The sequence below is a fragment of the Anoxybacillus sp. ST70 genome (assembly GCF_019553625.1).
Taxonomy (GTDB): Bacteria; Bacillota; Bacilli; order Bacillales; family Anoxybacillaceae; genus Anoxybacillus; species Anoxybacillus gonensis.
In genome coordinates this window covers 141,847-165,733 of sequence record NZ_JAHZOF010000003.1, presented here as the reverse complement: position 1 = coordinate 165,733, position 23,887 = coordinate 141,847, and the positions used below count along the sequence as shown (strand labels likewise).

Below are 23,887 nucleotides of genomic sequence, written 5' to 3'. Positions count from 1 at the left end.
GAAAGAGGCTGAGCGCACATGCTCAGCCTCTTTTTTGTTGAACCATTTGTTTATAAAACAGTTTCGTAAGCTCGATAAATAATTCGTCTAATTGAATAAACGAATGATGAAGAGCCGGTCGAGCGAAAATAAAGGAAAGCCGATCAACGACATTTAACGGTCGAAGCGGAAGAGATAAAACTTCTTCTTCCCAGCAGCATACATTTCCTACTGGGCGTTCGTTCTGCCAATATAGCGCGCATAAAAAATAGCCTCCCCCCGAATGATCCCGTCTTTTGCTTGTTTCGCTTGACGTTTTGCAAACAACGGGGCAAGCTCACGTTTTTCTTCTTCCCAAAGCTGAAATACGGCAGGAAGCGCACGTTCTTTTTGTTGCCATGGCTTTTCTTCATTTGTCATATCATAATAAAACGGCACATGCTTCATGATCATCGGAAACGGTTGAAGCGTCTTGATATCGACCGTATCGGTCGCAAAAAAGAGCGGATGTTGAAACGTTTTTGGAACGATCATTTACATCTTTCCTTTCATCCGTTTTTTTCCTTCACGACAAAGATGAAGAAGCGGACATATGTCGCATTTAGGCGACTGTGCTTTACAATGATAACGCCCAAAAAAAATAAGGCGATGATGGGTCACCGACCATTCTTCTTTCGGAATTTTACGCATTAACGTTTCTTCTACTTCTAACACCGAATCTTTCCAGCGACAAATACCGAGCCGTTTGCTTACTCGTTCGACATGCGTATCCACAGCAATGGCAGGAACGCCAAAGGCAACAGATACGACAACGTTCGCTGTTTTGCGCCCAACGCCAGGAAGCTTCATTAATTCCTCGCGGCTTTGCGGCACGTTTCCATCATATTGTTCAATTAATATTCGACATAATTGCTGGATGTTTTTCGCTTTATTCCGATATAAACCGATCGAACGAATATCTTGTTGCAACTCTTCTAACGACACAGACACGTAATCTTCTGGTGTTTTATATTTTTCAAATAATTGCTTCGTCACTTTATTGACGAGCGCATCTGTACATTGCGCCGATAAAACGACGGCGATTAACAGTTCAAACGGGTTGCGATGAATAAGCTCACAATGCGCATTTGGAAACATGTTTGCGATCTCGTCTAAACAGTAGCGAATTTGTTGTTTTGTTAGCATGTAACCATCCTTTCTACGACTGTTCAAGCCAATTATAAATCGGAACGGTTGGTTTATATGGTTGATCTTGTTTTCCTTGGTTTTTGCGAAACTTTTTTGCATGTTGTTGCGCTTGTTCAATTGTTTTAATGCCGTTCTTTTTCCATTCAAATAAAATTCGATCAATATAACGGAAATTTAGTTTTCCAGATAATACAGCCTCCCGTAATGCCGCTTTAATGATCGTCGGATCATGTTCATCTTGATCCATCCACATCGCTAACGTTTCACACTCCATCGGTGAAAGCGGACGACCAAACTCATGCTCGAAAACAGTATATAATTGCTCCTCTTGTTCTTCCGCTTGTTTTTGTCCTTGAAAAACTGTGCGAATGAGCTTTTCCCAAAGCGGATCAAGCGAATAACATTCACTTCGAATATGGTTATCCATCTGTTCTTCAATGGCTAAAAACCCTTTTTGAACGAGTTTTCTTAATTGTTGCATGCACATTTCTGGAGAAATTGTCATTCGAGCCGCAATTTCATCTGGCGTTGGAAACGAAATGCCTTGCTCAAGAAACGAATGAATGTGTAAAAGCAGCATAAACTCTGTTTCATTTAATCCAAGCGTCTTATAGTTCGTTAACAATAATCGTGGAATGGCAATGCTTCCTGTACGGAAAAAACGAATCATTTCATTATTCATGTCAAACACCTCACGCCCTATTATATCATAAAACAAATCCCCCATGTGAGCACGGGGGATTTGTTCATTATGGATATAAACGATTTAATAAACGCGGGAACGGAATCGTTTCACGAACGTGTTCGACGCCGCAAATCCACGCGATTGTTCGCTCAAGACCTAATCCGAAACCAGAATGCGGCACAGAGCCGTATTGACGAAGCTCTAAATACCATTTATACGCATCGAGCGATAGTTGATGTTCTTCTAACCGTTGCTTTAATAAATCGTAATCATGAATGCGCTCTGAACCGCCGATAATTTCTCCATATCCTTCTGGAGCAATTAAATCGGCGCAAAGAACAACTTCAGGACGATTCGGATCCGGCTGCATGTAAAACGGCTTTAATGTCGTTGGATAATGTGTAATAAATACCGGTTTATCAAAGCTTTCTGCAATCGCCGTTTCATGTGGAGCACCGAAGTCATCGCCCCATTGAATGTCGTCAAATCCTTTTTCATGGAGAAGCTGAATCGCTTCATCATACGTAATGCGCGCAAATGGCGGCTTTACATTTTCCAATTTAGACGTATCACGACCGAGCGTTTTTAGCTCTAGCTGACAATGTTTTAACACCGACTGTACAATATGGGATACGTATTGTTCTTGTACTTGTAAGTTATCTTCGAATTGGTAAAATGCCATTTCCGGCTCGATCATCCAAAACTCGATTAAATGGCGACGCGTTTTTGATTTTTCAGCACGGAACGTTGGACCGAACGAAAACACTTTGCCAAGTGCCATCGCCGCTGCTTCCATATATAGCTGGCCACTTTGAGAAAGGTATGCATCTTCATCAAAATATTTCGTATGGAACAATTCTGTCGTTCCTTCTGGCGCGCTTCCTGTTAAAATTGGTGGATCGACTTTGACAAAGCCATTTTCATTGAAAAATTCATACGTTGCCCGAATGACTTCGTTGCGAATTTTCATAATCGCATGTTGACGTTTCGAACGAAGCCATAAATGACGGTGATCCATTAAAAACTCGATCCCGTGTTCTTTTGGTGTAATCGGATAATCAACAGCCATATGAATAAGTTCAATGTTTGTGACAGAAAGCTCGTATCCGAACGGCGAACGTGCATCTTCACGCACAACACCCGTGACATAGAGCGAACTTTCTTGCGTTATGCTTTTTGCCGCTTGAAAGACGTCTTCGCTCACTTGCGCTTTTTCCACAACTCCTTGAATAAAGCCTGTGCCATCGCGCAATTGTAAAAAGGCAATTTTTCCGCTTGACCGTTTGTTCGCAAGCCAAGCCCCAATCGTTACTTCTTGACCTACATATTTATGTACTTCTGCAATCGTCGTTTTCACAAAAAGTCCCTCCAACCAATCTGCTTGAAAAACTATGTATGTGTACATCTCATATTATACTGTTCAAATGTAACACAAGCAAGGAAGAAACAATGACCCTCCCTCTAGAAATGTTGATATATCCAGGTTTCTTGACATCTTAGGGGTACCAAAAAATTTTTTGATCAAGTACATAGCACACTTTTTCATTTTTTTATATATAACAATCCATAGGCAAGCTTCACGGACACTTGGTATTTTTATATTTCCACCCAAGTGAGAAGGATTGATATACAATGCGCCTTTGGATCTCTGCATATCTGATGAGGACGAACCTTCCCGTGTCTCTGCGCATCCTTGTTCAAACATTCCTTCGTTTGGTCTCTTCACCAGGCAGAGACCAGCTAAACTTCATTTATTTTTTTCCTATTTTTAAAAAATAGATAGTTGCCTGAAACAACTTTCTCTATTTTTTCATTTAATACATTAGATGCGAAAGCATAAATCTTTTTGAAAGGAAGGAAATAAGATGTCATGTTTATGTAATAGTGGTTTATTACCTCAACTGTATTTTACCCAATCTACCACAGACTTACCTATAACAATCCCAGTAGCCGGCACTGCTGTAACTGAAGTTCTTCGCTTACAACCTATCACAACCCTTAGCAACGACCGAGTGAAATTAGACTCTATGGTGGAATTAGAACTTAGTTTATTAGTTATTGTAACAGGGGTATCATTAACAGGAATCACCTATCGTTTAGAGCGCTCAACAAATGGAGGAGCATTTACAACGGTTACAGAATTAGATATCGAATCTCTTCTCCCTATATTGACTGTTGCTGTTGATACTACTCTAATTCCTAATCTAACATGGGTCGATACACCTAGCATTGGAACACACATTTACCGCATTGTCATTGAAGCTTCGGGAAGTGTTCTAAATGTTCTAAGTTCAATTACTGCCGAAACACGGGCATTAAACGCACTAGTCGTCCGAGAAGCGTAATAAAAATCGGCTGGCTCATGTACGAGTCAGCCGATTTTATTATCCATGAATAATAATATCATTAAGCGATTTTATTCCTTTTGGAAATTGTGTGCAATAAAAAAAACCATATATTTTGTAAGCATTGATTTCATCTGAAAACCTTAACTTAATTTGGAAATTAGCAAATGCGAGTTGCTCCCCTTCTTTAATCTGACGAATTTGAATAGGTTTTATCCAAAACTCTCCATTTTCTTCAGCAATACGTTCTGCATTTTCATCAATGTATTGCCAAGCCTCCATTACTAAGGGATTTATTCGACGATCGTATGAAACATGTTCCCCTAATTTGGCTGTTAATCCTGTATACTCTTTTGGAATCATTTTCAAACAAATGACTGGATTATCGAGAGGGATAGACCCCATATTACGGATAATAAAATTCCCTATTACCATACCATCTTTGCTTTCTCTTCTTGGTAACATAAATGAATAAGTAAAGTACGAAATCGCTTGAATAGATGAGGGATAATTGTTATTCTTTTCTTTTTTCATTTCGTACAATAATTTATTGACCAATTGAAACTCTTGTTCCAATACGCGCATTTTTTTTTCAATGTCCTCAAATAAATGTTTCATTCTTCCTCTCTCCCCTACAACATAAAAATATGTTTCTCTCCCATATGTATGAAGAAAAGGGGAGAAAAATCCCCTTTTCTAATTGTTTTCATACTTTATCACATTGGAAAAATGGATGGACATTGTGGTGGAAATACATCAACTGGACACTCTTCTTCACAAACAATTTTCGGACGAGGTTGACAAAACTTAGCTGCTACTTCCAAAATAACTTCAAACGTTACAACGATATTTTGGCATACACGAATGAGTACTGTAGCTGTTATTGTATCGCCATTTCTTGTAAAAGAGCCAACACGACAAGTATTGAACGTATTTTGTGTAGCATTACAACATACTGTTGTTCCTTCAGGTGCACAAAGAATGACTTCTTCACTCGTTGTAATTAATGTTGGATTACTCGTTACCGTTGTTTGCGTACCTGTTGTTGTTGTCCCTGTCACCTCTAAAATAACTTGAATCGTCTTACTTAATGTAACAACTTGTAATGTTACACGTTCATCTCCAACCACACACTCAATATCTCGTCTTGGCCCATCTTCTACACATTCTAAAAGAGTAGTTGCACAATTAACTTGAGAAATTGTTGACGGAAGAGATCCTGTAGGAAAAGTAAATGTGAGTTCTTGAGTAAGTGATATAACGTTTGTTGTCCAATCATAAACTTTACATACTTGAATACACTCAGGGCTAAATTCTTGGGCAAACTGTTCTAAATTAATCGGCATTAGTGTAATCTCCTTTCATCATTTTTTAAGACTACTCTATACTATGTCATTTACTTAAAGGCGTGCCAAAACAAACGCCTATTTTCAGTTGTAGATGCATTTTATTTAACCAAATTATTTTTATCACGCAGTCAAACTTTAAATTCCCTATGCATACAATTTTAACGAATGAATGATAAAGGTGGTGAGAACATGAACAAAGAAAGCAAGTCTATTCAGCTCGAACAAAAAATCATTCACTTAAAGTCCGAATTAGAAAAATATAAAACCATTATCGCTTCCATGCAAATTGAACAACAATTCGCTGATATAAATAAACAAATCGATCAATTAAAAACGGATAATAATAACTTAAAAAATATTTTTAAAAAATCCAACGAACTAATTACAAACCAAAAACATGAGATGAAACAATTAATTAACGAAGTGCAACAAATAAAGGATAGTTATTCCCAATTACAAAGTAGTACAAAAGAATATTATTCAGATTTAAAGGGATATTTAGATAAAATTGAGGAAAGCATTCAACTTTTTTTTGATACTTATTATCAATTTGAAAATGAAAAGCAGATTATTACGGAGCAAGCACACACATTAAGGAAAGAAATAGATGAGTATCAGAACCAATTAGCAGACCATCATTCTTTGCGATCAATTATTATATCGTTCATGGAGAGGATTAACAGTATGGAAAAAGAACATGATTTCTCTAAAAAAAGCGGCGAAAAAATATTAGGGCATGTTGAAGAAATAAGTAAAAAATTATCAAATCAAAAAGAAGAAACTGAACTTTTAAAAGAAGCAATGCAATCATTAGCAGATAAAATATCTACCTTCGAAACGATGTTAAACGGGTTAGACAAAGAGCAACAAAAAAATCAAAATGATATTATCAATTTAAAGCAAAAAGTTTCACACCAACATATTGAAATTGAAAACCTTTTTGAAAAAACAGCTCATTTTTCTACTGGTATTGAAAAAATTGCACATCAAATCTCTGAATTAAAACAATTAACTGAGTGCGCTGAAAAGAAAAAAGAGGAACATACAACCCCAGATATAAATGAGATGAAAGAGATGTTAATGCATGTCATTCAACTGCTCTCCAAACAAAAAAAAGGATCAAATACAGAAAAAACAGAGCGAGAAAAAGATACGACTGGTTTTTCTGAGGCAAAAACAACTCCACCTACGAACAGTTTTTTGAAGCTTCAACAGTTCAGCAATGAAACAAACCAACCGATTGTCGTTTCACCCATACAAAAAAAAAATCAACCATCTCCGTCGAAACTAAACCAAATAAAACCTAAAAATACCGATAAGAGCAATATAACACATATTCGGTCTAAAAACAAAGAGGACGACGACGAACAATTATCTAATTTAACGTTGTCAACTACTGAATATTACGTGAGAAATGTACCTTCTTCTGATGTGCTCAACTCATTATCAAAGAATTCAGAAGATACTATCGAATTTATCTTCGAACCCCCCTTTGATACTGTGTCCGAAGAACCTATCCTAAATCTAACTATTCCTAGAACGGATTATACTTTTGAAAAAACGGACTTAAAAAATATGTTAGATAAAAAAAACTCTTCTCAAACGCTATTACAGCTAAACGAAGAAAGTGAAAACATAAACACTGAAAGCGAAACCACTCATGAGAGAAAAAGATCATGGTTGCTTGCTTTATTTGAGAGAGTAAAACTAACAAAGCCATAAACTCGAAAAGGGAGGATACTTTCCTCCCTTTCGTTTGATTATCTTACTTTCTCACTAATAAACCATTCTATTCGTTGGATTGCTTTTTCTAACAAATCAAGTGATGTTGCATAGGATAAACGCACGTTATTTGGCGCACCGAAACCTGAACCTGGCACGAGCGCCACTTTCGCTTCGTCAAGCAACGCTTCGACAAACGCATCAACGTTTTCGTATCCAGTCATCGTCGCCGCTTCTTTTGCATTCGGGAACAAGTAAAATGCGCCTTGTGGTTTCACGCAAGAAAACCCTGGAATTTGAACGAGGCGATCGTAAATAATGTTTAAACGTTGTTCAAACGCTTGACGCATATGTTCTACTGGCTCTTGCGGTCCGCTATATGCGGCAATCGCTGCATATTGAGCAATCGATGTTGGATTCGATGTGCTATGGCTTGCTAAGTCTGTCATCGCACGAATGATGTCGGCATCGCCTGCTGCATAGCCAATTCGCCATCCTGTCATTGAATGTGATTTGGACACGCCGTTAATAATGATCGTTTGTTTTTTCAATTCCGGTGAAAGTTGCGCAATTGAAACGTGTTCATGTCCACCGTAAACGAGCTTTTCATAAATTTCATCAGAAACGATGAGAATGTCGTGGGCTACGCATACTTCACCGAGCGCCTGTAGCTCTTCTTTCGTATAAATGACGCCCGTTGGATTGCTTGGCGAGTTAATAATCACCGCCTTCGTCCGATTTGTTATTGCCTGTTTTAGCTGCTCCGGTGTAATTTTGAACTCGTTTTCTTCAAGCCCTTCCACGTAAACAGGGACGCCACCTGCTAGTTTTACTTGCTCTGGATAGCTAACCCAATACGGCGTCGGAATAATGACTTCATCGCCTTCGTCTAAAATAACTTGAAATAGCGTATAAAGCGCATGTTTTGCTCCAACACATACGATAATTTCCGACGGTTTATAATCGAGTTGTTGATCTTGTTGAAATTTTTTTATAATCTCTTGTTTTAACGTCGCTAATCCACCGGATGGCGTATATTTTGTATGTCCGTCGTACATCGCTTTTACAGCAGCTTCCATAATATGTTGAGGTGTATTAAAATCTGGTTCACCGGCACCAAGCCCAATCACATCGTGCCCTGCTGCTTTTAATTCTTTTGCTTTTGCCGTAATGGCAAGCGTTGATGACGGCGTTAATGCGGCGACGCGTTTCGCTAATTTCATACATCCTTCCCCCTCGTCAAATGATATCTTTTTAAAAAGGCCCCGTCTTCAAAACGAACGTAATAAAACGAGTAACGGTTTTGTTCGTCAATATATGTAATTTCCCAAAGCGGGATCCCTTTTTCCATTCCTAATTTTACAGAAATGACTGTTTTTGGACGATACGGCTTAACGGAAGATAACGCTTCTTGTTTCGTTATTCCTTCTGAAGCCCGATGCATCACAGCCACTTTCCCTTTTTCTGTCACCCAAACGATCCATTGTTCACCTTCATCATCTTTCCCTGTCACAATGACGTATACATCGTTTCCTCGATACGTATATACGTCAGTCACTTGAACAATTCCTTTTTTCTCCGCTTGTTTCACTGCACGTTGTTCGCTTTCATTTTTAGACGATACCGCCTCACTATATGCATGAATATATAGCGATAACGCAGCGAACAAAACGCACGCGAAAGCAATGATTATTTTTCTCACCCTCATCCCTTCTTACGTTCGATAAATCGTAAACACGGCCTTTTCTTTATTTTCTTCATCAAGCGCGAGCCCGAACATTAAGTCTTTTTCTTTTAACGTCCGATTTAAACAATCGACAATTTTGTATAAATCTGATGAGTATTCAACTTTTACAGTAGCTAATACTTCAATTTTACTTTCCACGATCCGATCCTCCATGCGCACAAATTTTGTTACTTATATCGTTTATTGCGAACGGAAACAATACAACTACACACCGATTTTAGTGTATAAACATCTTCATTGTAGCAACGGTTTCCTACATTGGTCAATTTGAAATAAAAAAAATTCCTATCGTACACACCGCGGGCCGAACGTTGGCCCTTTTTTTAAAACGTCATGACGTCATATTCGTGTAAATTACATTTCACAACAATCACTCCGAAACGATTCGTCTCATAACAGTCAATCCAAGCTGCGTACAACCGTTCAAGCAATCGCTCATTCGGCCAACTTCCGTGCTTTTTAAAGATGATAGCTACTTGCGGATCAACATGTTTTAAAAAAGATGTCCGCGGATAATCATAGAGGCCGAAATGAGCAATTTTCAATATGTTTACATCGCTAAGCGGCATCGTCATCAATGTTCGTTCGACATGATGATCAGCGTGCGCCATATATAAAAGGCGAAGCTGGCCATATTGAAGCGACATCGTCACATCCCCATGGGCAATATAGAGCGGCTGCATACGAAAATGCGGAAACGGCTCATACACTTTTTGTTCTTCCCATTCATTCACAATTTTCGGACCGTACGTTTGTTCAATCCATTTTACATTCCCCACATACTCTTCATCATCGCTCGTGAGGATGAGTTCATCAATTTCAGTAATATGAAAATGTTCAAACCATCTTTTTAGTTCCCGTTCTGTATGTGGGGCACCTGTATTGAACAATATCGTCTTTCCGCTTGCATGTTTAAATAACGTCGCTTCTCCGTTACTAAGCGGCAAAAAAATAATGGCCATTTCTTCTTCTTCAAGCATCATATCAATTTTTTGAATATGCTCTCCTGTCGTAGAAGGATGCATTAAACTATTGAGTAGCAAAAATAATAACGCCCACTGCAAAACCGCCCACTCCCTTCATCTACCCCTTTTATTTTTCACCGATGAAGGGAAAATTATAGCCACTCATTTACATGTTGTAAAAGTTCCGCAAGCGGCGCATGATATACACGGATAGGCGGTAAAGATTGCAAAAAATATTTACTGTATGATGCCGTTAATAAACGTTGGTCTAAAACGAAAATGATGCCACGATCTTCTTTTGTGCGAATTAATCGCCCGAATCCTTGTTTAAAGCGCAAAATCGCTTGTGGCAACGATAAATCGTAAAATGGATTGCCTCCTTTTGAACGAATATAGTCGCTTTTTGCCGCCATGACCGGATCGTCTGGTGGAGCGAAAGGTAAACGAACGATAACGACGCATGTCACTTCATCTCCCGGAAGGTCTACTCCTTCCCAAAAGCTACTTGTACCAAATAAAATCGCTTGCTCAAACTGTTGAAAATGGCGTGTTAATTTCGCAGCATTGCCTCCGCTTACTCCTTGCGCAAGCAATACAAATGATTGTTCATCATTGAGCTGTTTAGCAAATGCATACGTTTGTTTCAATAGCTCATATGACGTAAATAATACGAGCATTCGTCCTTTCGTATGTTTAGCGATGCGTATAATTTGTTGTGCCGCTTGCTCAGCGTATTGTTCAACAGTAGCTGAAGGAAACGTCGGCAAATCGGTCGGAACCATAAGCGCCGCTTGTTTTTCATATGAAAATGGCGACGGAATGGTGCGTGTAAACGGATAAAAATCGTCGAGACCAAGCCGCGCAATTATAAACGAAAAACGATTGTTTGTCGTTAACGTAGCGGATGTTAAAATGACGCTCCGCTTACGTGAAAATAGTTGATCTGCAAAAAACGGAGCTAAATCAAGCGGCTGTGAAATAACCGTAACCGCATTGACTGCCGCTTTTGTATCTACCTCTAGCCAGCGCACGATGTCATCATCGTCGCTCGTTAGTAAATGTTGTAACGTATATAAAACGTCTACAAATGTTGTAAAAGGTTTGACATCTTCTTTCGGAACATCGTTCATCATATGTGACAGTTGCTGTACATCGCTCATAATACGCATAAGCAATTCTATCGTCCCGTTCCATTCTTCCCCATACTCTTTCCAAGGAACGAAACGGTAACGTATGCGACCGTCCCCTTTTTGTCGGCGCAGTACGTAATGGCGAAGAGATTGAAACAGTTGATTTAGTTCATATTCCAAATCTCCAAGAAGCGAGCGAAGCGCACCCATTTGGTGCATCGTCGCCATATCGTTCATCCGCGTCCATAATAGCCGAACGTACTCATATGACACGTGCCGACCGAAAAAATGGGCAGCGACGTCTTCTAAATGATGCGCCTCATCGATAATAAGCTGTTCGTGTGGCGGCAAAAACTTTTCGTCTGCTGTTAAATCATGCATAACGAACGAGTGATTTGTAATAATCACATGTGCGTGTTTCGCTTTTTCTTTGGCGCGCACAAAAAAATCGTGCTCTTCATTTGTTTCATCGCTATGCACCTCTTCCCAAAATAGCGCGCCCCCTGCAGTTAAGTTTAATTCATCGACATCTCCTGTCTCCGTTTCCGTTAGCCAAACGAGCAATTGACATTTTGTCAAAGCGATATCGTAGTTTGTGTCGACATGTTTTAACGTACGAGCAAATTTTCGCACGCTAATATAGTTTCTTTTTCCTTTTAACATCGCGGTTGTAAATGAAAACGGAACGAGCTTAGCGACGCGTGGCAATTCTTTTTCAATCATTTGTTTTTGCAGTTGGAGCGTATGTGTGCTAATGACGACAGGGCGCTGTTGGGTTACTGCATAAAACGCTGCAGGAAGCAAATAAGCGATCGTTTTTCCAACCCCTGTTCCTGCTTCAATGAGCGCATGTTGACACGTTTGCAACGCTTCGTTTACATCGATCATCATTTGCTGTTGCCCGTCGCGATATTCAAATGGCGCAACAAACGGGTTTGTCGCAAGCCATTCTGAAAAAGACGGAACATGTTCATTCCGATCTTCATGTTTTGGTAAAAACCATGCTTTTAAAGCGACTCCTTCATATTCAACGACTGAGTCATCCGGTTGAACCGTGCGTTCTTTTTTTGCAATAAACTCGTTTAGCAAAGCGGTCAGCTCGCTTTTTAACGGTTGGCTATGCCGGCGGAGTTGCTTTAATGTCACAAGCGGTAAACGAGATAGCTTGCGAAGTAAAAAAAGAAGAAGTTGGGCAGTCGCTTCCGCGTCATAATTGGCTTGATGTGGCCGATCGTGCGCAAGCGACAACGATTCAGCTAAATGGCTAAGCTTATAACTTGATTGTGTCGGCATGAGAAAACGTGCGAGCTCTACCGTATCTAAAAGCCGACATGTCGGTGGTTGTACGCCGCTACGAATAAATTCCTCTTGCAAAAACGCCCAATCAAAATGAACGTTATGGGCAACAAAATAAGCTCCTTCCCATTTTTCAACAAGCATCGGTGCAATATGATGAAACGGAGGAGCATCGTGCACCATCGTATGATCAATGCCTGTTAACTGTTGAATAAATGGCGGAATGTCCCGTTCAGGCTGAATGAATGTTGAAAAACGTTCGCTAACTTTGTCGCCCTCGATGACGACAAAACCAATTTGAATGATGCGATCTTCTTTTTTCGGGGCATTTCCTGTCGTTTCAATATCGACGACGACAAAGCGATCATTCATATTTCTCCACCTCGCATGTGTATCACAAATAAAAAGAGGCGGCATGGCTCCCGTTATAAAACGGTCGCCGCCGGCTCTTGAACAATAAGCTCTTTAATGCGATTATGCTCGTCCATAATCGCGATTTTCGGACGGTGTGAAGCTACTTTTTCTTCTGGTACGAGCACATATGAAATGACGATAATGACATCGTCTTTTTGAACGAGACGAGCAGCTGCCCCATTTAAGCAAAATACACCGCTCCCTCTTTCTCCTGGAATAATATATGTTTCAAATCGTGCACCGTTATTGTTATTTACAATTTGCACTTTTTCGTTTGGAACCATGCCGACTGCATCTAAAATATCTTCATCGATCGTAATGCTGCCAACATAGTTTAAATTCGCTTCCGTTACGCGAGCACGGTGAATTTTAGCGTTCATTAATGTGCGAAACATGATGTTTCCCCCTTATTGTACGTTCATAACGATATTATCAATCAAACGAGCGTTTGTAAACCGCACAGAGAGCGCAATAATGATATTTCCTTGTAACGTTTGAATTGGCTTTAACTCAGGATACGAATAAATTTCAACGTAATCAATCACACCGCTTGTATGTTGTTCGATATGATGTACAATGGCTTGTCGTACCTTCTCTACGTCGCGTTCTCCCGCTTCGATGAATGCTTTTCCTTTTTGTAAAGCAGCATATAATGCAGGAGCTTCTTGTCGCTCCCGTTCGCTTAAATACACGTTGCGCGAGCTTTTAGCAAGTCCGTCCTCTTCACGAACGGTCGGAACAGCAATGAGCTCAATCGGAAAATGAAAATCTCGAATAAGCCCATCGATCACAGCGACTTGCTGCGCATCTTTCATTCCGAAATAGGCACGATGTGGCATGACGATGTGAAATAGTTTCGTCACAACCGTCGCCACACCATCAAAATGACCTGGGCGCGATTTTCCACAAAGCACATCGACGCGCTCATGCACTTTCACCGTCACAGATGGCTCGTGTGGGTACATTTCATCGACTGATGGATAAAAAACAATGTCGACGCCCGCCTGTTTAGCCATTTCACAATCGCGTTCAAAATCGCGCGGATAACGATCGAAATCTTCATTTGGTCCAAATTGGAGCGGATTGACGAAAATGCTTAAAACAACGATGTCATTTTCTTGGCGTGCTCGTTGTAATAATGCGACATGCCCTTCATGTAAATAACCCATCGTCGGTACAAAACCGATTGTTTTTCCTTTTTGTCGTTCAGCAATGATATGCGCTTGCATTTGCTTAATTGTTTCGATGATAACCACCTTATTTCCCTCCATACAATGCAATCCATTGTTGCTCATTCATCGTAAATGATTGTTCATCGCTCGGGAATTGACGTGTTTTGACGTCGGCAACATACTCCGCAAGCGCTTGTTGCATCGTTTGTTGAACGTTCGCATATTGTTTAACAAACTTTGGCACACGGTCTACACCATATCCAAGCACATCGTGATAAACGAGCACTTGTCCGTCAGTACCAACTCCCGCTCCAATGCCAATCGTCGGAATGGTTAGTTGTTTCGTGATCGCCTCTCCAAGTTGTTTCGGCACACATTCTAACACGAGCGCAATCGCTCCTGCTTGCTCACACGCTTTCGCTTCTTCTAAAAGACGCTTTGCACTTTCGGCATCTTTTCCTTGCACTTTATATCCTCCTAATACGCCGACCGATTGTGGCGTTAAGCCAAGATGGGCAACAACAGGAACTCCCATTTCTGTTAAAGCAGAAATCACTTGTAATGCTGTGCCTGCTCCTTCGACTTTTACAGCATTTGCACCTGATTGTTGCATGATCGCTTTTGCATGTTGCAATGCGTCGTTCACCGTACTATAGGACATAAAAGGCATGTCTGTCACGATAAACGTATTCGGCGCACCACGTCGAACCGCTTTCGTATGATGAATCATCTCTTCAACGGTGACTGGGATCGTTGAGTCGTATCCTAATACGACCATGCCGAGCGAGTCGCCAACTAAAATCATATCAACCCCGGCGGCTTCAGCAAGCTTGGCTGACGGATAATCGTAAGCAGTCAGCATAACGATTGGCTCGTGATTTTTTTTCATGCGAAGAAAATCTAATTTTGTTTTCATATACATCCTCCTCTCATATGCAGAGGAAATGGATAAAAAAAGCCTTCTTTCTGCCAAAATCGAGAAAGAAGGACTTTTTGTTTCGCTCCATCCCTCTGTCCCCGTCCGCTTCATCGGATCAAGGCAGAAACCATGTTAAACATATCGTCTGCGTGGTGCAGTTCTTACAAAGATACTGCCCAATTTCAACCGCTTTCATTTTAACAAATATTTCGAAATTTTCCTACTGTTTTTTTATTTCAATGTCCGCTGAGTAGACGTAATGGATCGCTCCGTCTTCTGTTTGTACTTTTAATGTCCCGGAATCTGTAATGCCGAGTGCAACACCGCGAATCGCTCCATTTAGCGTACGCGCTACAATTTGTTGACCAATCGTTACGGAATAACCTTCCCATAACAGTTTAATGGGTAAAAATCCGTGTTGTAAATATTGTTCATATAACTGTTCTAATTTTTGTAATAACGTTTGAACAATTTTCGGTCGATGAAACGTTCGTCCTGTTTCAATCGCAAGCGACGTCGCAATCGAAGCAATATCGCTCGGAAATTGTGTTTGATTGACGTTCATGCCAATGCCGACGATGACTGCTCGCACTTGATCGGGATCCGCTTGCAATTCTGTTAAAATGCCCACAACTTTTTTCCCGTTGATTAATACATCGTTTGGCCATTTAATGTCCGGTACGATATTTGTTACTTCTTGAATCGCTTGGGCAACCGCAACAGCAACTAAAAGCGTCAGCTGAGGTGCTTGTTGTGGTGGAACGGACGGACGTAAAATAATGCTCATCCAAATGCCTGTTCCTTTCGGTGAATGCCATGACCGGTTTAAACGTCCTCTCCCTGCTGTTTGTTCCTCGGCAATGACAATCGTTCCTTCTTCGGCACCTTCGTGCGCAAGTTGATGGGCTAATTGTTGCGTTGACGGCACGCTTTCTTGATCGTATACGTTCCAACCAAAACGTTTCGTTTTTAAACCAAGTTGTAATTCATTCGCGTTTAGTTTGTCAGGCATTTGTTTTAGACGATAGCCGAGCCGTCGAACCGCTTCGACCTCAAACCCTTCTTTTCTTAAGTCTTCAATATGTTTCCAAACCGCGGTTCGTGAGCAACCGAGCTGTTCGCTAATTTTTTGTCCCGATAAAAATGACTCTCCTGCTTCTGTAAATAGTTTCAGCAGTTGTTTTCTCGTTTCTGATTGCACACCGCCCACTCCTTTAACTTCTCTTTCTCATTTTCCACTTGACGATGCAGCACGGCACGCTCCATATTTTCAATCATTTCAGCTAACCACGGACCAGATTTTCTTTCAAATAATGCAAGCAAATCGTGACCGTTGATCGCAAGCTCTTTCCGATCGCGAATCGGCAGCGCTTCCCACTGTTTCATTAACAGAGACACATGCGGTTCGTCACCATAAAGCGCTGCGCGTGTACGCTCGATATGCGGAATATACGGTCCGTACTTATACAGCGCATCGATTGTCCAATCCTCAAAGGAGCGAATATGTTCGAGCGCTTTTAAGCAAATCGACACGTCGCGAATGAGGTGGTTCGGCAATTTCCATTTTTTCAATTGTTGGTTTTGAAAATGAGCGACAGATGCTAATCGCGCCCACGCTTCAATGCGATGAGCTGGCACAAGTGGAGAAGCCCCTAGTTGAGCGAGCTCTCCTTTTTTCGTCGCAAGCTCAGGCAAGTACAAAAATAAATTCGTTTCGATAAAAAGCTCGATCGCTTTAGACATAAATGGGCCGAGCAACAATTTTTCGAATTCAACCGCTATGCGCTCAACTGCAATATGTTGCAGTAAATGACCGTATTGCATGATCGCTTGTTTTGTGTTTGGCGATAAAGAAAAGCCAAGCTGACTAACAAATCGAAGCGCGCGCATCATTCGCAACGCATCTTCGTTAAATCGCTCGGCCGCATCGCCAACCGTTTCGATCATGCGTTGTTTTAACGCTTCGATTCCGCCAAACGGATCGATCATCTCGCCGTGTTCATTCATCGCAATGGCGTTCATCGTAAAATCCCGCCGCTGCAAATCTTCATAAAGCGAACGAACAAACGTGACGTCTTTCGGTCTTCGATAATCTTCGTAACGCCCCTCTTTTCGAAATGTCGTCACTTCATATGAAATCCCGCGCTCAATGACCATCACTGTTCCGTGGGCAATACCAACAGGAACGGTTTTCGGGAAGATGGCCATCACTTCTTGCGGATGGGCGGATGTCGCAATATCAATATCTCCGATTGGTCTTTGCAATATATAGTCACGAACGGCACCGCCGACAAAATACGCTTCATGCCCGTGACGTTTTAATGTTTCAATGACAGAAAGCGCCTGTCGAAATTGTTCGTTCATCATTCATCCCCTTTAAGTTGAAAATAAATGTGTTCATATTGTGCCACAATTCGTTCGGAATAAAATTTTTCATACACCGTTTCATACGCCTTTTGTCCCATCGTTTCCCGAAGAGCTTCATCCGTCAATAAGCGAACGGTATGATGCGCCGCTTCGTTTATATCACCGAGCGCACATAAAAAGCCGTTTTTTCCATCTTCAATTACTTCAGGAATGCCGCCAATCGCCGTTCCTACACAAGGAACGCGACATGCCATCGCTTCAAGCAAGACGAGACCGAAACTTTCTTTTTCTGACAATAACAATTTTACATCGCTCATGGAATATAACTCCGCTAAGTTTTCTTGCTTTCCTAAAAAGCGAACGTGGTCGCATAGTTTTAATTCTTTTACAAGGCGACAAACGACCGTCATTTCCGGTCCATCACCGACAAGAAGCAATTTCGCCGGGACTTGTTTCACGACGAGCGCAAACGTGCGAACGACATCGCATACCCGCTTCACTTTGCGAAAATTCGATACGTGAATGACCACTTTTTCATGCGGGGCGATGCCGTATTGACGCCGAAGTTCATCATTTCGCTGTTTGCTGTATACACGTTCATCAACGAAGTTGTACACCGTTTGAATAGGCTTTTGTACGTCAAGTAGCTCATACGTTTGAATGGCTAACGCATTCGATACCGCCGTTACCACATCTGATCGTTCGATACCAAATTTAATTAAGTCGCTTAATGACGGGTCGTATCCAAGAACGGTAATATCTGTCCCGTGTAGCGTCGTCACAATTTTTAAATGGTCGCCGACCATTTGCTTTGCTAAAAAGGCGCAAAGGGCGTGCGGAACAGCGTAATGTGCATGAATAATATCTAGCTGCTCCCGCTTTGCCACTTCCGCGATTTTACTCGCCAACGCTAAATCGTATGGCGGATATTGAAATACAGAATACTGATTGACTGTTACTTCATGATAATAAATGTTTGGATACACTTTATTTAGCCGAAACGGAATGCTTGAAGAAATAAAATGAATATCATGACCGCGTTCGGCAAGCATTTTTCCTAATTCCGTCGCAACGACTCCAGAGCCGCCAACCGACGGATAACAAACAATTCCTATTTTCAGTTTCATCGTTCTTCCCCTAACAAATCATGTGCAAGTATAAGTGGTTTTTTCGAAATAAATCCTTCCGCAAACGAAACACCTACTTCTTTTCCGAACAATCGCTCGCGGCTTTCAACGGTTTCAATATAGCCGTTTGTTAACGGCGTGTCAACTGAACCGCTCATTCGTTCAAACTGACTTTCGTACGCCCGTAAACTCGCCAATTTTTTGTCGATCGTATCGCTAATATCAATAACAAACTGAGGACGATGAAAGCCGTTAATCATATAAAAATAAACCGCTTGCACACGATGAGGAGGAAGTTCTCCGTAACGGCGAATAGCGGCTGAAAACACCGCTTCTTCCACTAACTTCGCACATTGCCCATGATCGGGATGGCGATCTTCCCAATATGGTGCAAATACGATGCGCGGCCGATACGTACGAATGACAGTCACGATCGGATCAATATGCTCTTTTTGGATCGTTAATCCACGATCAGGAAGTTGTAGCTGTATACGCGTGCGAACGCCGAGAATGTCGGCTGCCCGCTTCGCCTCTTGTTGCCGAGTATGTATCGTTCCGTTCGATGAAAGTTCCGCTAGCGTCAAATCGCATATGCCGATGTCATACCCTTGTTGAGCGTATTTCGCAATCGTTCCGCCCATTCCGATTTCTACATCATCTGGATGAGCGCCAAACGCTAACATATGCATCATTCTTTTCCTCGCTTCACAATATTTCGCCATGCAAAATCGCCGCGCTCTAAGCCGTGTATGAGCACCTCTGCTGTTCCCATGTTCGTCGCTAGCGGAATGGCATACACGTCACAAAGGCGGATGAGCGCGCTCACATCCGGCTCATGCGGTTGGGCAGTCAATGGATCACGAAAAAAAATCACCATATCCATATCATTATTTGCGATCATCGCACCTATTTGTTGATCGCCGCCAAGCGGGCCAGATTGAAAGCGATGGACAGAAAGACCCGTCGCTTCTTGAATGCGCAATCCTGTCGTACCTGTTGCATATAACTCATGTTCAGCTAAAATGTGTTGATATGCCGTCGCAAATTGTACCATATCTTCTTTTTTCTTATCGTGCGCAATTAATGCGATTTTCAATGTCCTCGCCTCCTTATTCAATTAAATGCTCTAATCCATATACGAGCGTTTCTAGCTTCATCACCGTTTCAACAGAAAAGCGAACGCCTGACATAAACGATGCGCGGTTAAACGAATCATGACGAATGGTGAGCGTCTGTCCATCGCCACCAAAAATGACTTCTTGATGCGCCACAAGCCCCGGCAAGCGAACACTATGAATGCGCATGCCATCATATAATGCACCGCGAGCACCTTCGATCGTCTCTTTTTCCGCATGATGCCCTTGCATAAACGAAGAGCGTACTTGCTGAATGAGCTGAGCTGTTTTTAACGCTGTACCGGATGGAGCATCAAGCTTTTGATCGTGATGAAGTTCAATGATTTCTACGTGAGGAAAATATTTGGCCGCCATTTGCGCAAATTTCATCATTAAAATGGCACCGATCGCAAAGTTTGGCGCAATAATCGCACCTATTTTTTTCTCTTCCGCTATTTTTGTTAAACGTGCTAAATCATCTTCTGTAAATCCTGTCGTGCCAACAACAGGTCGAACGCCATAACGCAATGCTATTTCTGTATGACGTTTTCCCACTTCCGGCGTTGTCAAATCAATGAGCACATCGGCTTGTACCGTTTGCAAGCACCGTTCTAAATCTGTAAAAATTGGCGCTTCTATCGCAGGAAAGCCGTCAAGTTCCGCTAACGTTTTTCCTTCGTTCATTCGGTCTACAACCGCCACAAGTTCAAAATGTTCTGTATGATGAACGAGGGAAACAGCTTCTCGTCCCATTCGTCCACGTGGTCCAGCAATGACAATTCGAATCATCGTTCCTCTTCCTTTCTTGTCCAACGATCGCGATCTCGCGTTTGAAATTTATGCATGACCGCATCATGTGCTTCTTGTAAATCGATATGTAACGAATTCGCCATGCATATAAGGACAAACAATAAATCACCTAGTTCTTCTTGAATCGTTTTTTCTTGCTCCGTTTTCTTTTTTGGTTTTTCTCCATAATAATGGTTGACTTCACGAGCGAGTTCCCCCAATTCTTCCGTTAAACGGGCGAGCATCGCTAGCGGGCTAAAATATCCTTCTTTAAACTGTCCAATGTATTCGTCCACTTCTTGTTGCAGTTGTCGCATCGTTTTTTCCATGACTTTCACCTCTTACATTCATGTTAGCTAAAAGTGGGACGTTTGACAAATGTTTTTGACGGGTATGATCACATTCCTCTATAATAAAAAACGCAGTCATATTCAAGGGGTGAAGTTGATGAAGCTGAAAAATGTAGCATTTATTTTACTAGGCTCGGCTATTTTTGCGTTTGGACTTGTCCATTTCAATATGGAAAATAAATTAGCAGAAGGCGGGTTTACAGGGATTACCCTTCTTTTATACTTTTTGTTTGGGATCGATCCTTCGATTTCGAACTTAGTATTGAATATTCCTCTCTTTTTTATCGGGTGGAAATTGCTCGGACGGACGACGTTTTTTTATACGATTCTCGGAACGGTTAGTTTATCTGTCTTTCTTTGGATTTTTCAACGATACGGATTTCACATTCCGTTAAATAACGACCTCACATTAGCCGCTTTGTTTGCTGGTGTTTTTATCGGGGTCGGTCTCGGTATTATTTTCCGCTATGGAGGAACAACAGGCGGTGTCGATATTATCGCTCGGCTCGTTTATAAATATAAAGGCATTAGTATGGGAAAAACGATGTTTCTATTTGACTCGTGCGTCATTTTTCTCTCGTTGCTTACGTATTTACCTTATCGTGAAGGGATGTATACGCTCGTTGCGGTGTTTGTCGGTGCGCGCGTCATCGACTTTTTACAAGAAGGAGCATACGCAGCAAAAGGGGCAACCATTATTTCTGAAAAAAGCGACTTAATTTCCGAAAAAATTATGACAGAAATGGAACGAGGGGTTACGATTTTAAAAGGAATCGGCTCTTACACAAAACGTGAACGAGATGTTTTATATTGCGTCGTAGCGAAAAACGAATTATCCCGTTTAAAAGCGATCATCACGTCCGTTGATCCGTATGCGTTCGTTGCGATTAGCGATGTGCATGATGTGCACGGTGAAGGATTTACGTTAGATGAAAATAAACAACCGCTACATGAATAAAAGCGTCCGATGTTGGACGCTTTTATTGTTTATCCCTTACCATTTTTCGTTCTTTTTCACCACGGTATTTTCGCCACCCTACATACGTTAACGTCATCACGATCATGCCACCGATCGACGTCATCACCCACCAAAGTGAAGGAAGTGCCGTTTCTTTTTTTCCGTCCGCAAACAACGCTTGTAAATCTTCTTCCATTTGCCGCAACTCTTTCATTCGCTCTGTTGCATGCAATTGACGAAAAGCAGGCGCTTCCAAAAGAGAAATATGGGCAGATACACGTTGTACTTGTTCACGATCACCGTTAATTTTCACGCTCGGTTCAATGAGTTGGTATTGTTGTAAAAATTGATGAAACGCTTGTTGAAACGATTGTTCGTCTTCTCGCTCCATCGCTTGTTTCATCTTGTCAAACGCGGACATGACAACATTTTTCATTTCTTTCCAAAGAGGTTGATGTTTAGCGTGAACAGCATCGACCGCAAGCCGAAATTGTGTCAATTGGTTGATTCGTTGTTCCATCGGTACACTCGATGCTGTGACCGCTTTCAACGCTTCTTCGTGTGTAGCTGTTAACACATATATAACATCCATCGAATGAATATCTTCACGAAACAATGTGAATTGTTGTTCAAAGTATTCCAATAACTGCTTTGCTTCTTGCAAACGGTCATTTTTTGTTAGCTGAAGCGCTTCGTCAGAAATTTGATCTAGTTTGTCCCATTCATGACCGGTTGCATATACTGTATACGGAAATAAATAAATGATGATAAACATCACGACGAGTCGAATGCGCATCTCCTTGTCCCTCCTTACGATCTTACTATTGAATATATGACCGCAAAAAGAGACATAGACCATGATTTATCGCCGATGTGAAAAAATGTACGCAACGGCAATAGAAGCGATGCTGAGCCAAAACGTAAAGTAGCCGATTTGTGACGTATATTGCGCTAACATGTGATATTGTGGCATCATGCCAAACACGTAATCAATGACGTCGTTATGCAACGTCCAAATGGCTGCGACAACAACATGAACGAACGACATGCGATAGTGTGGAGCATACAACAACGCTTGCACCGCCATCGCTCCGTGCGAGATAACGAGCATCCACCCTGCAAAGCCGAGCTGGCCAGTCACAACAAATACAAGCATATTCATCACAACCGCCCAAATGCCATATTTCACAAGCGTCACAACGGCTAATGCTTCCATAAACGGCCAATGCGTATGACGAAGCCACGCCATTAAAACAAATACGAAAAATAAGCTCGCTGTCGGACTATCTGGGACAAACGGAAGAAAGATCGTTGGCGTTTCCGACAATTGCGGTCCGTACCATATGTAACCGTAAATCGTTCCAATGACATTCACGATTAACAAAAGCATAAGAAACGACCGATGCATTAACAAAGTACGTATGTGTAGCATATATTGACCTCCCGTATGTACAAAAAAGCTGACTGATGTTCAGTCAGCTTTTACACATTATTCTGCTTTTAAACCAGCGACAAACTCTGCAAGTTTTTGCAATTCTTCATCTGTGCCTTTGAAAATCCCGCCTGGCATGCCACCTTTACCATTTTTCGCAATGTCAGCAATTTCTTCTGGAGATAATCCTGTGCCAACGAGCGATGGTGCTGCCGGACCTCCTTGCAAGTTTTCACCGTGACACGTTAAACATGTATTTGCTTCTAAAATTTTATATCCTTCTGCATTTTTGTCAATGTCTACTTCCGCACGAATTTTTCCTTGTTCAGCCGCTGCTTCCCAGTCGTGCGTGACGACAGATTCCCATGTTAAGAAAATGATTGCCGCGAGCGTAAGCAACATCATTCCGACAGCAACTGGACGTTTTGATGGACGACGCTCTGGACCACGATCTAAAAACGGTGCAAGCAATAACGCACCAAATGCAAGTCCAGGAATAATAATCGCTCCAACAACTGTATATGGACCAGATGCAAATGAGTACTTCAATAGTTGGTATAAGAATAAGAAGTACCAGTCTGGAAGCGGAATATAACTTGTATCTGTCGGATCCGCAATTCGCTCAAGCGGCGACGGATGCGCAACGGTTAAACATAAAAAGCCGATTAAAAAGACGGAGCCGACCATCCATTCTTTTAATAAAAAGTTCGGCCAAAACGCCTCTGTTTTCCCCGGATATTCGGAATAGTCTTTCGGAATGTTCGGCTTGCGCATTGCAGGTACGCGCGAGTCGCCGACAAATTTCATCCCTTTTCCGCGATGCATAGCGTTCCCTCCC

The 23,887-nt window shown here is 41.5% G+C and carries 27 protein-coding genes and 1 pseudogene; 3 read left to right on the top strand and 25 right to left on the bottom strand.

Translation table 11 applies throughout. The annotated features are described in order from the left end of the window. Positions 1–22: 22 nt before the first annotated feature. From K1I43_RS15855 to asnS, 5 genes and pseudogenes are all read right to left on the bottom strand, one after another. A pseudogene (locus K1I43_RS15855) lies at positions 23–202 on the bottom strand (YpoC family protein); the annotation flags it as partial. Between the two features lie 5 nt (positions 203–207). Beyond that, positions 208–513 carry a hypothetical protein gene (locus K1I43_RS15640; RefSeq protein ID WP_255571917.1) on the bottom strand — a complete coding sequence of 102 codons (306 nt, stop codon included), beginning with the start codon at positions 511–513 and terminating at the stop codon, positions 208–210. Beyond that, a complete protein-coding gene (gene nth / locus K1I43_RS06615) occupies positions 514–1,164 on the bottom strand; it encodes an endonuclease III (RefSeq protein ID WP_026011649.1) in 651 nt (216 codons plus the stop codon). It lies immediately after the preceding gene. A 13-nt stretch (positions 1,165–1,177) separates the two neighbouring features. Further along, the gene (locus K1I43_RS06610; protein ID WP_019417586.1) at positions 1,178–1,849 is read right to left on the bottom strand and encodes a DnaD domain-containing protein; all 672 of its coding nucleotides are present in this window, start codon (positions 1,847–1,849) and stop codon (positions 1,178–1,180) included. Between the two features lie 67 nt (positions 1,850–1,916). Further along, positions 1,917–3,209, bottom strand: a complete 1,293-nt coding sequence (gene asnS / locus K1I43_RS06605) for an asparagine--tRNA ligase (protein ID WP_026011650.1) — start codon at positions 3,207–3,209, stop codon at positions 1,917–1,919. A gap of 508 nt (positions 3,210–3,717) precedes the next feature. On the opposite strand from asnS, the gene K1I43_RS06600 reads away from it, so the two are divergent. Further along, complete coding sequence (locus K1I43_RS06600) at positions 3,718–4,197, top strand: hypothetical protein (RefSeq protein ID WP_019417588.1); 480 nt, start codon at positions 3,718–3,720, stop codon at positions 4,195–4,197. 39 nt (positions 4,198–4,236) lie between these two features. Here the strand turns inward: K1I43_RS06600 and K1I43_RS06595 are convergent, their stop codons facing one another. Further along, on the bottom strand, positions 4,237–4,815 hold the full coding sequence (locus K1I43_RS06595; RefSeq protein ID WP_019417589.1) for a hypothetical protein: 579 nt from the start codon (positions 4,813–4,815) through the stop codon (positions 4,237–4,239). A 98-nt stretch (positions 4,816–4,913) separates the two neighbouring features. Next, positions 4,914–5,543, bottom strand: coding sequence for a BMQ_0737 family morphogenetic spore coat protein (locus tag K1I43_RS06590; RefSeq protein ID WP_019417590.1), 630 nt, complete (start codon positions 5,541–5,543; stop codon positions 4,914–4,916). A 192-nt stretch (positions 5,544–5,735) separates the two neighbouring features. Between K1I43_RS06590 and K1I43_RS06585 the strand changes: the two genes are divergently transcribed. Then, a complete protein-coding gene (locus K1I43_RS06585; protein ID WP_019417591.1) occupies positions 5,736–7,268 on the top strand; it encodes a coiled-coil domain-containing protein in 1,533 nt (510 codons plus the stop codon). A gap of 38 nt (positions 7,269–7,306) precedes the next feature. Here the strand turns inward: K1I43_RS06585 and K1I43_RS06580 are convergent, their stop codons facing one another. The 15 genes from K1I43_RS06580 to K1I43_RS06510 form a co-directional block, all read right to left on the bottom strand. Further along, positions 7,307–8,491, bottom strand: a complete 1,185-nt coding sequence (locus K1I43_RS06580; protein ID WP_019417592.1) for a pyridoxal phosphate-dependent aminotransferase — start codon at positions 8,489–8,491, stop codon at positions 7,307–7,309. Continuing rightward, positions 8,488–8,976, bottom strand: coding sequence for a cell wall elongation regulator TseB-like domain-containing protein (locus tag K1I43_RS06575; RefSeq protein WP_033383404.1), 489 nt, complete (start codon positions 8,974–8,976; stop codon positions 8,488–8,490). Before K1I43_RS06575 ends, K1I43_RS06580 begins: the two co-directional genes overlap by 4 nt. A 6-nt stretch (positions 8,977–8,982) precedes the next feature. After that, a complete protein-coding gene (locus K1I43_RS06570) occupies positions 8,983–9,153 on the bottom strand; it encodes a YpmA family protein (RefSeq protein WP_006319505.1) in 171 nt (56 codons plus the stop codon). Positions 9,154–9,338: 185 nt separating this feature from the next. Next, the gene (locus tag K1I43_RS06565) at positions 9,339–10,079 is read right to left on the bottom strand and encodes a ComEC/Rec2 family competence protein (RefSeq protein ID WP_019417595.1); all 741 of its coding nucleotides are present in this window, start codon (positions 10,077–10,079) and stop codon (positions 9,339–9,341) included. A 53-nt stretch (positions 10,080–10,132) separates the two neighbouring features. Then, complete coding sequence (dinG, locus tag K1I43_RS06560) at positions 10,133–12,778, bottom strand: ATP-dependent DNA helicase DinG (protein WP_019417596.1); 2,646 nt, start codon at positions 12,776–12,778, stop codon at positions 10,133–10,135. Between the two features lie 53 nt (positions 12,779–12,831). Continuing rightward, the gene (gene panD, locus K1I43_RS06555) at positions 12,832–13,215 is read right to left on the bottom strand and encodes an aspartate 1-decarboxylase (protein WP_009373643.1); all 384 of its coding nucleotides are present in this window, start codon (positions 13,213–13,215) and stop codon (positions 12,832–12,834) included. 12 nt (positions 13,216–13,227) lie between these two features. Continuing rightward, the gene (gene panC / locus K1I43_RS06550; protein ID WP_026011651.1) at positions 13,228–14,076 is read right to left on the bottom strand and encodes a pantoate--beta-alanine ligase; all 849 of its coding nucleotides are present in this window, start codon (positions 14,074–14,076) and stop codon (positions 13,228–13,230) included. A 1-nt stretch (position 14,077) separates the two neighbouring features. Continuing rightward, positions 14,078–14,908 carry a 3-methyl-2-oxobutanoate hydroxymethyltransferase gene (gene panB, locus K1I43_RS06545; protein WP_026011652.1) on the bottom strand — a complete coding sequence of 277 codons (831 nt, stop codon included), beginning with the start codon at positions 14,906–14,908 and terminating at the stop codon, positions 14,078–14,080. 223 nt (positions 14,909–15,131) lie between these two features. Next, positions 15,132–16,121 (bottom strand): bifunctional biotin--[acetyl-CoA-carboxylase] synthetase/biotin operon repressor, encoded by a 990-nt coding sequence (locus tag K1I43_RS06540; protein ID WP_019417599.1) that lies wholly within the window; start codon positions 16,119–16,121, stop codon positions 15,132–15,134. Beyond that, positions 16,082–17,275, bottom strand: a complete 1,194-nt coding sequence (locus tag K1I43_RS06535) for a CCA tRNA nucleotidyltransferase (RefSeq protein ID WP_019417600.1) — start codon at positions 17,273–17,275, stop codon at positions 16,082–16,084. Before K1I43_RS06535 ends, K1I43_RS06540 begins: the two co-directional genes overlap by 40 nt. Next, positions 17,275–18,405 carry an N-acetyl-alpha-D-glucosaminyl L-malate synthase BshA gene (gene bshA / locus K1I43_RS06530; protein WP_019417601.1) on the bottom strand — a complete coding sequence of 377 codons (1,131 nt, stop codon included), beginning with the start codon at positions 18,403–18,405 and terminating at the stop codon, positions 17,275–17,277. The genes K1I43_RS06535 and bshA overlap by 1 nt, the downstream gene beginning before the upstream one ends. Then, positions 18,402–19,094, bottom strand: coding sequence for a bacillithiol biosynthesis deacetylase BshB1 (gene bshB1 / locus K1I43_RS06525; protein WP_009373649.1), 693 nt, complete (start codon positions 19,092–19,094; stop codon positions 18,402–18,404). Before bshB1 ends, bshA begins: the two co-directional genes overlap by 4 nt. Next, positions 19,094–19,501, bottom strand: a complete 408-nt coding sequence (gene mgsA, locus K1I43_RS06520) for a methylglyoxal synthase (protein WP_009373651.1) — start codon at positions 19,499–19,501, stop codon at positions 19,094–19,096. The genes bshB1 and mgsA overlap by 1 nt, the downstream gene beginning before the upstream one ends. A gap of 13 nt (positions 19,502–19,514) precedes the next feature. Further along, complete coding sequence (dapB, locus tag K1I43_RS06515) at positions 19,515–20,309, bottom strand: 4-hydroxy-tetrahydrodipicolinate reductase (RefSeq protein WP_009373653.1); 795 nt, start codon at positions 20,307–20,309, stop codon at positions 19,515–19,517. Continuing rightward, positions 20,306–20,638 (bottom strand): nucleotide pyrophosphohydrolase, encoded by a 333-nt coding sequence (locus tag K1I43_RS06510; protein WP_026011653.1) that lies wholly within the window; start codon positions 20,636–20,638, stop codon positions 20,306–20,308. The genes dapB and K1I43_RS06510 overlap by 4 nt, the downstream gene beginning before the upstream one ends. A 118-nt stretch (positions 20,639–20,756) precedes the next feature. On the opposite strand from K1I43_RS06510, the gene K1I43_RS06505 reads away from it, so the two are divergent. Then, positions 20,757–21,617: a YitT family protein gene (locus tag K1I43_RS06505; RefSeq protein WP_033383406.1), complete on the top strand. Its 861-nt coding sequence runs from the start codon at positions 20,757–20,759 to the stop codon at positions 21,615–21,617. A 22-nt stretch (positions 21,618–21,639) separates the two neighbouring features. Here K1I43_RS06505 and ypjB read toward each other — a convergent pair whose 3' ends face one another. The 3 genes from ypjB to K1I43_RS06490 form a co-directional block, all read right to left on the bottom strand. After that, positions 21,640–22,413, bottom strand: a complete 774-nt coding sequence (ypjB, locus tag K1I43_RS06500; protein ID WP_019417605.1) for a sporulation protein YpjB — start codon at positions 22,411–22,413, stop codon at positions 21,640–21,642. Between the two features lie 66 nt (positions 22,414–22,479). Further along, the gene (gene lhaT / locus K1I43_RS06495; protein ID WP_019417606.1) at positions 22,480–23,049 is read right to left on the bottom strand and encodes a lipoprotein heptaprenylglyceryl N-acetyltransferase LhaT; all 570 of its coding nucleotides are present in this window, start codon (positions 23,047–23,049) and stop codon (positions 22,480–22,482) included. Between the two features lie 57 nt (positions 23,050–23,106). Further along, entirely contained in the window at positions 23,107–23,874 is a 768-nt protein-coding gene (locus K1I43_RS06490; protein ID WP_009373659.1) for a menaquinol-cytochrome c reductase cytochrome b/c subunit, read from the bottom strand. Positions 23,875–23,887: the final 13 nt, after the last annotated feature.

Bases quoted from the DNA above. Each gene is read 5' to 3' on its own strand.
- K1I43_RS15640 (WP_255571917.1), bottom strand. From the start codon at position 513: ATGATCGTTCCAAAAACGTTTCAACATCCGCTCTTTTTTGCGACCGAT.
- nth (WP_026011649.1), bottom strand. From the start codon at position 1,164: ATGCTAACAAAACAACAAATTCGCTACTGTTTAGACGAGATCGCAAAC.
- K1I43_RS06610 (WP_019417586.1), bottom strand. From the start codon at position 1,849: ATGAATAATGAAATGATTCGTTTTTTCCGTACAGGAAGCATTGCCATT.
- K1I43_RS06600 (WP_019417588.1), top strand. From the start codon at position 3,718: ATGTCATGTTTATGTAATAGTGGTTTATTACCTCAACTGTATTTTACC.
- K1I43_RS06595 (WP_019417589.1), bottom strand. From the start codon at position 4,815: ATGAAACATTTATTTGAGGACATTGAAAAAAAAATGCGCGTATTGGAA.
- K1I43_RS06590 (WP_019417590.1), bottom strand. From the start codon at position 5,543: ATGCCGATTAATTTAGAACAGTTTGCCCAAGAATTTAGCCCTGAGTGT.
- K1I43_RS06585 (WP_019417591.1), top strand. From the start codon at position 5,736: ATGAACAAAGAAAGCAAGTCTATTCAGCTCGAACAAAAAATCATTCAC.
- K1I43_RS06580 (WP_019417592.1), bottom strand. From the start codon at position 8,491: ATGAAATTAGCGAAACGCGTCGCCGCATTAACGCCGTCATCAACGCTT.
- K1I43_RS06575 (WP_033383404.1), bottom strand. From the start codon at position 8,976: ATGAGGGTGAGAAAAATAATCATTGCTTTCGCGTGCGTTTTGTTCGCT.
- dinG (WP_019417596.1), bottom strand. From the start codon at position 12,778: ATGAATGATCGCTTTGTCGTCGTCGATATTGAAACGACAGGAAATGCC.
- panD (WP_009373643.1), bottom strand. From the start codon at position 13,215: ATGTTTCGCACATTAATGAACGCTAAAATTCACCGTGCTCGCGTAACG.
- panB (WP_026011652.1), bottom strand. From the start codon at position 14,908: ATGAAAACAAAATTAGATTTTCTTCGCATGAAAAAAAATCACGAGCCA.
- K1I43_RS06535 (WP_019417600.1), bottom strand. From the start codon at position 17,275: ATGAACGAACAATTTCGACAGGCGCTTTCTGTCATTGAAACATTAAAA.
- bshA (WP_019417601.1), bottom strand. From the start codon at position 18,405: ATGAAACTGAAAATAGGAATTGTTTGTTATCCGTCGGTTGGCGGCTCT.
- bshB1 (WP_009373649.1), bottom strand. From the start codon at position 19,094: ATGCATATGTTAGCGTTTGGCGCTCATCCAGATGATGTAGAAATCGGA.
- dapB (WP_009373653.1), bottom strand. From the start codon at position 20,309: ATGATTCGAATTGTCATTGCTGGACCACGTGGACGAATGGGACGAGAA.
- K1I43_RS06510 (WP_026011653.1), bottom strand. From the start codon at position 20,638: ATGGAAAAAACGATGCGACAACTGCAACAAGAAGTGGACGAATACATT.
- K1I43_RS06505 (WP_033383406.1), top strand. From the start codon at position 20,757: ATGAAGCTGAAAAATGTAGCATTTATTTTACTAGGCTCGGCTATTTTT.
- ypjB (WP_019417605.1), bottom strand. From the start codon at position 22,413: ATGCGCATTCGACTCGTCGTGATGTTTATCATCATTTATTTATTTCCG.
- lhaT (WP_019417606.1), bottom strand. From the start codon at position 23,049: ATGCTACACATACGTACTTTGTTAATGCATCGGTCGTTTCTTATGCTT.
- K1I43_RS06490 (WP_009373659.1), bottom strand. From the start codon at position 23,874: ATGCATCGCGGAAAAGGGATGAAATTTGTCGGCGACTCGCGCGTACCT.